The organism is Nocardioides astragali, assembly GCF_024436375.1.
GTDB lineage: Bacteria > Actinomycetota > Actinomycetes > Propionibacteriales > Nocardioidaceae > Nocardioides > Nocardioides astragali.
On record NZ_JAFMZM010000006.1, the window covers coordinates 149,663 to 161,330 of the forward strand.

Consider the following 11,668-nt stretch of genomic DNA (forward strand, 5'->3'; position numbering starts at 1 on the left):
CACGGGGCGAAGAGGGCCGGGCATGAGGAATGTCGATCTGCACCACGGGGCGTCCAGCGACGTCGGCCTCGTGCGCAAGGTCAACGAGGACGCCTTCCTGGTCGCCCCGCCGGTCTTCGTCGTCGCCGACGGCATGGGCGGGCACTCCGGCGGCGACGTGGCCAGCCAGATGGTGGTCGAGGAGTTCCAACGCCTCGCCGGGGCCTATGACCCCGCCCGGGGCGCCGAGCACGTCGCCGACGCCTTCGCGCGGGCGCAGGCGCGGATCGTCGACTACGGCAACGCCCATCGCGCGCTCTCGCCCGGGTGGCACGCCGGCACCACCGCCGTGGTCGCGGTGCTGGTCGACGACAACGGCGTGCCCAAGTGGCTGCTGGCCAACCTGGGTGACTCCCGCATCTACCGCATCACCGAGGGCCGGCTCGAGCAGATCAGCGTCGACCACTCGGTCGTGCAGGAGCTGATCGACTCCGGCCAGATCACCGCCGAGGAGGCGGCCGTCCACCCGGAGCGGCACGTCATCACGCGTGCCCTGGGCAGTCCCGAGGGCATCGATCCCGACTTCTTCCTGCTGCCCCTCGGATCCGTCGAGCGGCTGCTGCTCTGCAGCGACGGCGTGACCGGGATGATCGAGGACGAGGAGATCCAGGACATCCTCGAGACCGTCGCCGACCCGCGCGACGCCGCCGACGAGCTGGTCCGGGCGGCGGTGGCGGCCGGCGGTCGCGACAACGCGACAGCGGTCGTCGTGGATGTGGTGGGATTGGTGAAGGACGCCAGTTATGACTCCCAGCGCCAGCTGGAGAGTCTCGAATCCAAGCTTGGGGGACGACTGTGAGCACAGAGGCCAGGTTCGCGGCGGGGGACTGGTACGCCGTGGTCGGCGAGCGGGTCACGGTCGTGCTCCCGGGCAGCCAGCGCGGCCGCGTGGCCGAGCTGTGGGACCTGACCGATGCAGGCGCCGACGCCGACGCCGTCCTCGACGCCCTGCTCGCCGGCGGCCTGTCCTCGCTCGACCACTTCGCCCTGGTGGCCCACGACGACGACGCGACCCGTCTCATCGTGCGCGGCGCGCCCAGCGCAGCCGTCTCCTCGACGACCGGCGACGAGATCGTACGCGCCACCCCCGGCACCGCCTGGGCGGAGCGGCTCGTCACCGGCGTCACCAGCATCCGCATCACCCTGACCGGTGACGGCGCGGCCGAGCAGCTCCTGACCCCCGGCCTCTCGCGGGTCTCGGTCGTGGAGTTCGGTACGCCGTCCTTGCCCGCCGCGACCGCCCCTCCGGTGCCCCCGGAGGCCCCGGCCGTCGCGCAGGAGGAACCGGTCCTGTCGGTCGTGCCCGAGCCGGAGCCGACACCCGATCCGACGCCGACACCGACGCCCGATCCGACGCCGACGCCGACGCCGACACCGACGCCGGAGCCCGTGGCCGCCGCGCCGCTGACCTTCGGCGAGCCCGAGGACGACCCGACGCCGACGGGAGAGACCCCGGCCGTCCAGGACGACTGGACCGACCGCGACGGCCAGACCATGGCGGGGCCGCCGGCCGTCGACTTCGACCGGCCGCCGATCCCCGGCCAGGAGATCGCTCCCGATGTGGTGTCGCAGCCCGTCGCGTCGCTGGTCTTCTCGACCGGGGACGTCGTCGCCGTCGACCGCACCGTGCTCGTGGGGCGCGCCCCCGAGGCCCGGCGCTTCGCATCGCACGACCAGCCGCACGTGGTGACCGTGGCCAGTCCCCACCAGGAGATCTCCTCGACCCACCTGGAGATCCGACCCGGCGCCGGCGCGGACCACGGCTCCGCGATCGCGACCGACCTGGGCTCGACCAACGGCACCGTGCTGGCCCAGCCGGGCCTCGACGCGGAGGAGCTCAAGCCCGGCATCGCCGTCAGCCTGATCCCCGGCGCCGTCCTCGACCTCGGTGACGGGGTCACCATCCAGGTCACGAACCCCTGAGCACCCTCACCGCCGTGACCCAGCCGCCGCACGCCATCACCTATCCGATCGCCCAGCTCGAGCGACGGTTCACCGCCTTCGCCATCGACCGCCTGCTCGCCTGGAGCCTGCTGGCCGCGACCGGGGTCCTCACGGTGGTCCTCGTCTCCGACGAGGTCTGGACCGTGGTGGGCGTCGTCGGCGGGGCGATGGTGCTGCTCTGGCTGGTGTTCGCGATCGCCCTGGGAGTCAGCGGCAGCTCGCCCGGCAAGGCGATGTGCGGGCTGCGGGTGGTCCACCACGGTGCCGGCACCCCGATCGGCGTGGGCCCGGCCCTGCTGCGCTCGTTCGTGCTCGGCGCCTCGGGCCTGCCCACCTTCGGCATCGGCATCGCCACCCTGGCCTGGACCGCGGTCGAGGACCGCGGCCGCCAGCGCCGCGGCTGGCACGACCACCTGACCAGGACGGTGGTGGTCGACGTACGCCCAGTCGAGGACGTGGCTGACGGCGACGCCGACGACGGGCCGCGCCACATCGTGAACCTCACCGCGATGCGACTCATCCCCGCACCGCAGGTCGAGGCGGTCAGGACTCCCGAGCGCACCGAGCACTCCGTGCGCCGCCAGCCCGTGCCCGCGGACCTCGCCGCGCCACCCGGACCGCCCACGCAGCCGCAGCCGCAGGTGCCGGCGCAGGCCCAGGCGCCCACACAGATGGCTCCGCCACGGCACGATCCCCGTCCGCCGCCCCCGCCGCAGCACGCAATGCAGCAGCCCGGCCCTCCCGCCCCGATGCCCTCCCAGGCCCCGCCGCCCCAGCAGCAGCCCGGCCCTCCCGCCCCGATGCCCTCCCAGGCCCCGCCGCCCCAGCAGCAGCGTCCACCGCAGATGCCGCACCAGGTGCCGCTGCCCGCAGCGCGCGTGCCGGCGACACCGCCCCGCTGGCGTGTGCACTTCGACAACGGCGAGAGCTTCGTGATCGCCGGTCTGGCACTGGTCGGGCGGCGCCCCGAGGCGCGCACCGGCGAGCAGGTGGCGCACCTGATCCCGCTGTCCTCGGCCGACATGTCCGTCTCCAAGACGCACGCCCAGTTCGGGCCTGCGTCCGACGGCACGATCGTCGTGATGGACCGGGGCTCGACCAACGGGACCGTGCTCGTGCGCCACGGCGTCTCGCGGCAGCTCGCACCGGGCAAGCCGGCCGCGCTCGTGCACGGTGACAAGGTCGTCTACGGCGACCGCGAGATGACCATCACCCGCGAGGCCTGAGGCCGGGATCTGGCGCAGCGGTCGCGCACCACCGGTGCGCACGGCCGGACGGGACGGCAGGATGTGCCCGTGGCGACCTTCCTCGACCTGCTCTACGACGAGGCGCCCCTGGCTGCCTTCGACGAGCACCTCGCGCAGACCGAGCGCGGGCTCGGGGCGGACGAGGCCGCGATGGTCCGCGATGAGTACGACGTCGCCCTGCGCCTGCGCGACCTGATGACCCGGATGCGGTCGCGGGAGGCCGAGCTCTCGGCCCTCTACGAGACCGCCTCGGACCTCACCGCGATCCGCGACGTCGACACCATCCTGGCCGCGATCGTGCGTCGCGCCCGCCAGCTGCTGCACTGCGACATGACCTACCTCTCGCTCAACGACGAGGGCGACGGCGCGTCCTACATGAAGGTCACCGACGGTGCCCTGACCCGCGAGTTCCAGACCCTGCGGCTCCCGCTCGGCACCGGGCTGCTGGGCCTGGTCGCCCAGACCGGAGCCGCCTACTTCACCGAGGACTACGCCACCGACGAGCGCTTCGTGCACCAGGGCTACATCGACGAGGCGGTGGCCGGCGAGCAGATCCGCGCGATCCTCGGGGTCCCGCTGGTCCTCGACGGCGTCGTCATCGGCGCGCTGCTGGCCGTGCACCGCTCCGTACGCCGCTTCCCCCAGGCGGAGGTCAGCCTGCTCACCTCGTTCGCCGCCCACGCCGTGGTGGCGCTGGAGAACGCGCGCCTGTTCGCCGAGCTGGACGAGGCCAACCGGTCGCTCACCCGGCACACCGAGGCGGTCGATGCCGCAGCGCTCGCGCACGACCGGCTCACCGACCTGCTGATCAGTGGCGGCGGCGTCGCGGAGGTCGTGCAGGTGCTGTCCTCGGTGCTCGACGGCGACGTCTCGATCTGGACACCGGCGGGCGAGCTGCAGGCGGGGGAGGACCCCGGTCTGGCGTGGACCGATGCCGTGATGGCTGCAGCCTCGTCGGGTCGCTCGGTGGTGATCGAGTCCGGGCTGGTGGCCGCTGCCCTCGCCGGCACCGAGCACGTCGCCACCCTGGTCCTGCGCCGCGACGAGCCGCTGGACCTGGCGGGGCGTCGCACGCTCGAGCGCGGGGCGCTGGTCACGGCGCTCGTGCTGCTCTTCGCCCGCTCCGTCACCGATGCCGAGGAGCGCCTCGGCGGACAGCTCCTCGTCGACCTGCTCGAGGCCGACGCCGAGGCCCGCGAGCGCCTGCGCGATCGCGTACGCCGGCACAGCGCGAGCCTCGACGGCCCGGTGGTCGTGGCCGCGGCCACCGTCGACGGGGCCGACCGGCACCGCGCGAGCCGGGCGGCGGTGGCTCTCGCGCGCCGGATGTCGGGCCTGGCCGGTGAGCACCGCGGCGCAGTGGTCGTGGTCGTGCCCAGCGAGGATCCGCACCGCGTCGGTGCCGAGCTCCAGTCGGTCGTCGCGGGGGTCGGCGGCGTGGCCACGGTCGGCGTCGCCGCCACCAGCGACGCGCTGCACGAGGACCGGCTCGTCGCTGCCCACGGCGAGGCCCGTCGCTGCCTCGACACCCTCGTGCGCCTCGGCCGCCGCGGCGAGGTGAGCGACCCGGCCGGGCTCGGTGTCGCCCGGTTGCTGCTCGGCGACAACGAGCCCGAGCACGTCACGGCCTTCGTCGAGGCCATGGTCGGTCCGGTGCGTGACTGGGACGCGCGCCGGGGCACGGGGCTCGTCGACACCCTCGAGGCGTGGTTCGCCAGCGGCGGTCACCTCAAGGAGACCGCCGCCGCGCTTCACGTCCACCCCAACACCGTGACCCAGCGCCTGGACCGGATCGGCGAGCTCCTGGGTGCCGGGTGGCGCGACCCGGGTCGTGCCCTCGACCTCCAGCTCGCGTTGAGGCTGGCTCGGCTCCAGGCGGACTGACGCAGCCCTGTGCCGAGAGCACACGAGGAAGGCAGAACTATGGCCCCGCGGGCCATGTGCTGTCCGTCACTCGGCTCCTTACGGTGATGCCCATGACCCGCATCCCAACAGCTGCACCCGCCCTTGACGGGCGACGCGCGCTGGTGACCGGAGCCGCCAGCGGCATCGGCGCCGCGGTCGCCGCCCGGCTCGCCGCGAGCGGTGTCGAGGTCCACCTCGTGGACCGTGACGAGGAGGGGGTGGCGAAGGTCGCCGCCCAGGTGCACGGCACCGCGCACGTCGCCGACCTGACCGACCAGGCCGAGATCGAGTCGCTGGACCTCGACGTCGACATCCTCGTCAACAACGCCGGTGTCCAGCACGTCGCGCCGGTCGAGGACTTCGACCCCGAGCAGTTCCGCACCATCCACGCCCTCATGCTCCACGCCCCCTTCCTGCTGGCCCGGCGCGTCCTGCCGGGCATGTACGCCCGGGGCTGGGGCCGGATCGTCCACGTCTCCAGCGTCCACGGCCACCGGGCATCGGCGTACAAGTCCGCCTACGTCAGCGCCAAGCACGGGCTCGAGGGGCTCTCCAAGGTCCTCGCGCTCGAGGGCGCCGACAAGGGCGTCACCAGCAACACGGTGTGCCCCGGCTACGTCCGCACCCCCCTCGTCGAGGGCCAGCTCGCCGACCAGGCCCGCACCCACGGCATCGCCGAGGACGAGGTGCTGGACACGGTGCTCCTCGCCCGCACGCCCCTCAAGCGCCTGGTGGAGCCGGAGGAGGTGGCCGACGCCGTCGCCTTCCTCTGCGGCCCCGCCGCCACCTCCATGACCGGCTCCTCCCTGATCCTCGACGGCGGCTGGAGCGCCGCCTGACCCACACAACCTCCCCACATCGCCCCACCGTCACCCCCGATGAAAGGCTCGACCATGTCCACCGACACCTCCACCACGACCGGGACCGGCGCGCCGGGCGCAGGCCCCGAGCGCACCAACATCGTCAAGGTCGTCTTCGCGTCGCTGATCGGCACCGCCGTCGAGTGGTACGACTTCTTCCTCTACGGCTCGGCCGCGGCGCTCGTCTTCGGCACGCTGTTCTTCCCGGACAGCGAGCCCGCCACGGCCACGCTGCTGGCCTTCGGCACCTACGCCCTCGGCTTCGTCGCGCGTCCGCTCGGCGGCATCGTGTTCGGGCACTTCGGCGACAAGGTCGGCCGCAAGAAGATGCTCGTCTTCTCGCTGTTCCTGATGGGGGTGGCGACCTTCGCGATCGGCCTCCTGCCGACGTACGCGTCCATCGGCGTCGCGGCGCCGCTGCTCCTCCTGCTGTGCCGCCTCCTCCAGGGCTTCGCGGTGGGCGGCGAATGGGGCGGTGCCGTCCTGATGGCCGCGGAGCACGGGGACGACTCCAAGCGTGGCTTCTGGTCCTCGTGGCCGCAGGCCGGCGTGGCGCTGGGCAACCTGTTCGCGACCGGGGTCCTGTGGGTGCTGGCCGCGGTGCAGTCGGACTCGGCGTTCGAGTCCTGGGGGTGGCGCGTGCCGTTCCTCCTGAGCGCCGTGCTGGTGGGCGTGGGCCTGTGGGTGCGCCTCTCGATCGAGGAGTCACCGGTGTTCGCCGACGCCAAGAGCGAGCTCGCCGCCAAGGACCAGGCGCACGTGCCGCTGCTCGAGGTCTTCCGCAAGTACCCGAAGGAGGTCTTCGTGGCCATGGGCATGCGGATGGCGGAGAACATCTCCTACTACCTCTTCACGATCATCTCGATCTCGTTCCTGACCCTCTACGCAGGCACGGCCGACGACAAGCCGCTGATCCTCAAGGCCCTCCTGATCGGCTCGATCGTGCACTTCGTGACGATTCCGCTGGTCGGTGCGCTGAGTGACCGGGTCGGGCGACGTCCGCTCTACCTCGCCGGTGCCGTCGGCGTCGCCGCGTGGTCGTGGATCTTCTTCGACCTGATCGCGTCGCGCTCGGAGACCAAGATCATCCTGGCGATCGTCGTGGGCCTGATGCTGCACGCCCTGATGTACGCCCCTCAGGCCGCGTTCTTCTCCGAGCTCTTCGGCACGTCGGTGCGCTACACCGGAGCATCGGTCGGCTACCAGCTCGCCTCGATCTTCGCCGGCGCGCTTGCCCCGATCATCGCGATCGATCTCCTCGGCGACGCCAGCTCGGGCACCGAGAACGTCTCGAAGGTGGCGGTCTACATGACCATCGCGTCGGTGATCACCATCGTCGCGGTGCTCTTCGCCAAGGAGACCAAGGCGACCTCGCTGCGCCACGACCGGGTGCTGAGCGACTGATACCTCGACCGCCTGGAACGGGCCGTCGTCCCCTCGGGGACGGCGGCCCGTCTCGTCAGTGGGGTCAGCGGCCTCAGCGGGTCAGCGCGACCGGGACCCGGGTGACCCCGCCGAGCGCACCGAGCCACACGAGCTCCCCGTCGTCGAGGCGTCCGGGAGTCGTGGGCCCGGAGACCGTGATGGTGAAGCGGGCCGACTGCCCCGGCGCCAGGCGTACGGCGAGCGGGCGGACGGTGACGCGGTGGGAGGTGAAACCGCGGGCCGTGACGGAGAAGTACTCGGCACGGGGGCCGACGTTGGTCACCGTCCGCACCGCCGTGGTCTGCCGGGCCGACAGCAGGATCGAGCTGGCGTTGAGGTCGGCGAGGCGGTGCGTGCGCAGGGCGCGGCGCCAGGCGTCGGCGGCCACGTCCAGCGCCAGGTGTCCGGTCGGGGCACGGCCGGGAAGAGCGCCCGATCCCTGGGCCAACACGGACGCACCCCGGATCGGGCGCGCGGAGGTGACGAGCAGGGAGCGGACCACGGCAGCAGGCCGGTCTCGCTCGCCCAGCAGCAACGCAGCCAGGCCGCTCGCGTGGGCCGTGGCCGCCGAGCTGCCGCTGAAGACCCCCCAGCTGCGGCCCGTCGAGTCGGGCACGGCGCCGAGGACGGCATCGCCGTCGGCGACGGCGTCGGGCTTGAGGGCCGGCCCGCGCGGGTCACCAGACGCGCTCCAGGGGGCCGTACGGCGGGTGCCGGGGTCGCCCGTCACGCGGGACATCCGCAGGCGCGCGCGGGGGTGGCGGGCCACCCACCGGCTCAGCTGGCGGCCGGCGGTGGCGGCGAGGTGGACGGTCGGGACCGCGTGGAAGTCAGCGGAGACGGACCCGGGACGCAGGTTGACCAGCACCATGGCGCGTCCGCCGGCCTGGGCGACGGACTCGGACTTGTCGATGCGCGCGATGCCGCCGCGGCGGCACACCACGATGCGCCCGGCGACCTGCCGGGAGTCGAGGGCGCCACTGCGGCACTGCCCGGCCGCGTGCCGCGACACCCCGGGGGCCGCGGCGTCCTGCGCGAGCACCGCGCGACCCTGCACGCGGACGGGGCGTCCGCCGCCGGTGAAGGAGCCACCGCCCGGGAGGCTGACCCGCCCTCGCGACATCCGCCCGACGGCGGAACCGACCGTCGTGACCCACGGACCGGCGTGCGCCGCATAGGCGGCGCCGGCGGCGTTGCCGGCCGCACCGATGACGACGATGTCGGCCTCGGCAGCACCGAGCAGGGCGCGCTGGAGGGTGTCGATGCCTCCGCCGCCGGCGAGGGCGAGGCTCAGCACGTCGACCCGGTCCGCCACCGCGGCGTCCACTGCGGACACCACGTCCGCGGTCGAGCACCCGTCGTCGGAGGGGTCTGGTGCGCCCCAGCACGCCTTGTAGGCGGCGATCCGGGCCTGTGGCGCGACGCCGCCGAAGTGGCCGGCGTCGCGGTTGTCGACCCGGACGCTCACCCCGGCGTTGCCGGCGGCGACCGAGGAGACCTGGGTGCCGTGCCCGAGGGCGTCGAGGGGCGACAGCGACTCCGACGAGCGGATCAGCTCCGACCCGAACCCGTCGACGAACCAGCGGGCGCCCACGATCTTGCGGGTGCAGTCCTCGCCGGTCCAGCCCTCGCCCTCGGCGCACGCGCCCGCGAAGTCGCGCGGGTCGCGGCCCAGCCCGGGGACCTCGGCGAACGCGGGGGACTGCGGGGCGATGCCGGAGTCGACCACGCCGATCACGACGCCCGCCCCACCGCGGAGGCGCGGGCTGGTGGAGACGCCGCGGACCGCCGCCAGCGACGTACGTCCGGCGAGGGGACGGACCTGGTCGGTCTCGATCGCCGCGATGCCGGGCTGGTCGTCGAGCAGGGAGACCTGGCTCGCGGTGAGCCGAGCGGCGAAGCCGTTGAGTGCGGTGGTCCAGCGGTAGACGGGCTCGTCGGCGCCGATAGCCTGCAGCAGCGCGTCCTGGCGGGCGAGCAGCTGGGCGGCGTCCTTGCCGCCGGCCGCGCTCCCGGCGCCGTGGAGCGTGACGAGCGTCAGGGGCGGCGTGGCGACCGGCCCGGACGGAGCGTCGTCGGCCAGCGCGACACCGGTGGTCGGCAGGGTGAGCGCGAGCGCGAGCAGGCCGCAGCCGAGGATCTGCCCCCCAGTTCGTGCCCGCATGGTCCCCCCACCTCCTTCGCACCTGCCGTGCTGCCGAGCTCCCGCGCCCATGGTGGCAGCAGTGGTGCCGCCGATCAACGGCGGGCGGCACAACCTGTTGGTGGCGAGTAGGGGCGGACGCCTATCCTGTGCCGCGCCCGTGAAACCACGTGGTGTCGTGAGCTGAGTTGAGTGGAGAAGACCCGTGCCCAGTGGCAAGGTGAAGTGGTTCGACGCGGAGAAGGGCTTCGGCTTCCTGTCCCAGGAGGACGGCCCGGACGTCTACGTCCACTCTGACGCCCTGCCCGAGGGCATCGCGACGCTCAAGGCAGGCACCAAGGTCGAGTTCGGGATCGCCCAGGGTCGACGTGGCGACCAGGCACTGCAGGTGCGCGTCGTCGACGCGCCCGCCTCGGTCACCCGCAACCAGCGCAACGCGCAGCGCAAGCAGCCGGAGGCGATGGTCACCATCGTCGAGGACCTGATCAAGATGCTCGAGGGCGTCGAGGAGACCTACCGCCGCGGCCGGCACCCCGAGCGCGCCGCCGCCCGCGGCACGGCGAAGGTGCTGCGCGCCCTCGCCGACGAGCTCGAGATCTAGGTCGACCGACCGGGTGCACGCGACGGCGTGTGCCGCGGCCGGGTGGCCAGCACGAACGTCGCCCACGCCGCCAGCACGGCACCGGCGACGCCCAGGCCCAGCTGCGGCATCAGAGGCATCGCGATGCCGACGAAGCCGCCGATGACCCACGCCAGCTGGAGCGTGGTGTCGGACCGGGCGAAGGCGCTCGCCTGGATCCGGCCGGGCACGTCGCGCTGGATGGTCGAGTCGAGGGACAGCTTGGCCAGCGCCTGCGCCAGCCCCGCGGTGAGGCCGAGCAGCACGAGCGTTGGCAGGCCGTAGAACAGGGCGGCCACCACGGCGACGACCGCGTCGGCCAGCAGGGCGAGCACCACCGTGAGGGCAGGGTTGAGCCGCCGGAGCATGGAGCCGACGGCGATGCCGAGGGTGTTGCCGACCCCGGCGGCGCCGATCACCAGGCCCAGGAGCACTTCGGGTCTCCAGTCGCCGATCGGGTTGTCGCGCAGCAGGAAGGCCATGAACATCGTGAGGAAGCCCGACAGCCAGCGTGGCCCGCAGTTGGCGCGCAGCGCGAACGCCACCGCCGCGGGGATCCGCGTGCGAGGCCGACGACCCGTGCTGGTGGGGGTCGTCGAGCCGGTCAGCACCAGCTCGCCCTCGCCCTGGCTGGCGTCCACCTTCTCGGGCAGGCGGATCGCCCAGATGGTCGCGAGCACGAAGACCACGAACCCGTAGCGCAGCGACCACTCCGGCCCGAACGTCGAGGCGAGGATGGCGAGCGGCGCAGAGATGCCGGCGCCGACCACACCGGCGAGGGAGACCCGGGCGTTGGCCTTGACCAGGGTCAGGTCGGGGGGCAGGAGGCGCGGCACGGCAGCCGCCCGGGTGACGCCGTACGCCTTGGACGCCACCAGGCAGCCGAGCGCCGCCGGGAAGAGCCACCCCGACTCGGTGACGACCGCCGTGGCGAGCACCCAGCACAGGAAGCAACGGGTCGCCATGGTGGCCCCGATCGCCCAGCGGCGGCCGTGGCTGAACCGGTCGAGGAAGGGTCCGATCAGCGGTGCCACGATGGCGAACGGAAGCATCGTCAGGCCCAGGAACAGGGCCACCTGGCCCCGCGCCTCGCCGGTGGGTACCTGGAAGAACAGCGTGCCGGCAAGGGAGATCGCCACCGCGGCGTCACCGGCGGCGTTGAAGGCGTGCAGCTCGATCAGCCGGGACAGGCCGGAGTCACCGGCGCCCTCGGCTCGCGCCGCGCGCCGCGCCTGGGTGACCGCGTAGTGGCCGGCGGTGCCGGCGCCCCGACCGGCCACGCGCGCTCCGCGGCCGGCGGCGCGGATCCCGCGGGCGGCACCCGCCAGCGAGCGGCGTACGCCGGAGGAGACCTGGGAACGCGTGCTGGCGGACCGCTCCGACTGCTGCCCCGGGGACGGGTCGGGGCGGTCGTGGGTCACGGGCACCATCTTGGACTACCGGCCCGACACGACGCGTACGACGTCCCGCCTGCCGTCCCGACGGG

9 protein-coding genes are annotated in these 11,668 nt (G+C 73.5%); 7 read left to right on the forward strand and 2 right to left on the reverse strand.

Annotated elements, in window-relative coordinates; all coding sequences use genetic code 11:
* The first annotated feature begins 22 nt into the window (after positions 1–22).
* The 6 genes from J3P44_RS20210 (at position 23) to J3P44_RS20235 (ending at position 7,399) form a co-directional block, all read left to right on the forward strand.
* Positions 23–838, forward strand: a complete 816-nt coding sequence (locus J3P44_RS20210) for a PP2C family protein-serine/threonine phosphatase (protein ID WP_255892276.1) — start codon at positions 23–25, stop codon at positions 836–838.
* Positions 835–1,962, forward strand: a complete 1,128-nt coding sequence (locus J3P44_RS20215) for an FHA domain-containing protein (RefSeq protein WP_255892277.1) — start codon at positions 835–837, stop codon at positions 1,960–1,962. The genes J3P44_RS20210 and J3P44_RS20215 overlap by 4 nt, the downstream gene beginning before the upstream one ends.
* A gap of 14 nt (positions 1,963–1,976) precedes the next feature.
* Positions 1,977–3,209 (forward strand): RDD family protein, encoded by a 1,233-nt coding sequence (locus tag J3P44_RS20220; RefSeq protein WP_255892278.1) that lies wholly within the window; start codon positions 1,977–1,979, stop codon positions 3,207–3,209.
* Between the two features lie 69 nt (positions 3,210–3,278).
* Entirely contained in the window at positions 3,279–5,114 is a 1,836-nt protein-coding gene (locus J3P44_RS20225) for a helix-turn-helix domain-containing protein (protein ID WP_255892279.1), read from the forward strand.
* 92 nt (positions 5,115–5,206) lie between these two features.
* Entirely contained in the window at positions 5,207–5,974 is a 768-nt protein-coding gene (locus tag J3P44_RS20230; protein ID WP_255892280.1) for a 3-hydroxybutyrate dehydrogenase, read from the forward strand.
* A 54-nt stretch (positions 5,975–6,028) separates the two neighbouring features.
* Positions 6,029–7,399 (forward strand): MFS transporter, encoded by a 1,371-nt coding sequence (locus tag J3P44_RS20235; protein ID WP_255892281.1) that lies wholly within the window; start codon positions 6,029–6,031, stop codon positions 7,397–7,399.
* Between the two features lie 73 nt (positions 7,400–7,472).
* Here the strand turns inward: J3P44_RS20235 and J3P44_RS20240 are convergent, their stop codons facing one another.
* Positions 7,473–9,584, reverse strand: a complete 2,112-nt coding sequence (locus J3P44_RS20240) for a S8 family serine peptidase (protein ID WP_255892282.1) — start codon at positions 9,582–9,584, stop codon at positions 7,473–7,475.
* Positions 9,585–9,768: 184 nt separating this feature from the next.
* Between J3P44_RS20240 and J3P44_RS25225 the strand changes: the two genes are divergently transcribed.
* The gene (locus J3P44_RS25225) at positions 9,769–10,164 is read left to right on the forward strand and encodes a cold-shock protein (RefSeq protein ID WP_308212285.1); all 396 of its coding nucleotides are present in this window, start codon (positions 9,769–9,771) and stop codon (positions 10,162–10,164) included.
* Here J3P44_RS25225 and J3P44_RS20250 read toward each other — a convergent pair.
* A complete protein-coding gene (locus J3P44_RS20250) occupies positions 10,161–11,603 on the reverse strand; it encodes an MFS transporter (RefSeq protein ID WP_255892283.1) in 1,443 nt (480 codons plus the stop codon). The two genes, J3P44_RS25225 and J3P44_RS20250, sit on opposite strands and share 4 nt — an antisense overlap.
* Between the last annotated feature and the right edge of the window lie 65 nt (positions 11,604–11,668).

Excerpts from the sequence above, each read along its gene's own strand:
- J3P44_RS20210 (WP_255892276.1), top strand. The coding sequence starts at position 23 with ATGAGGAATGTCGATCTGCACCACGGGGCGTCCAGCGACGTCGGCCTC.
- J3P44_RS20230 (WP_255892280.1), top strand. The coding sequence starts at position 5,207 with ATGACCCGCATCCCAACAGCTGCACCCGCCCTTGACGGGCGACGCGCG.
- J3P44_RS20235 (WP_255892281.1), top strand. The coding sequence starts at position 6,029 with ATGTCCACCGACACCTCCACCACGACCGGGACCGGCGCGCCGGGCGCA.
- J3P44_RS20240 (WP_255892282.1), bottom strand. The coding sequence starts at position 9,584 with ATGCGGGCACGAACTGGGGGGCAGATCCTCGGCTGCGGCCTGCTCGCG.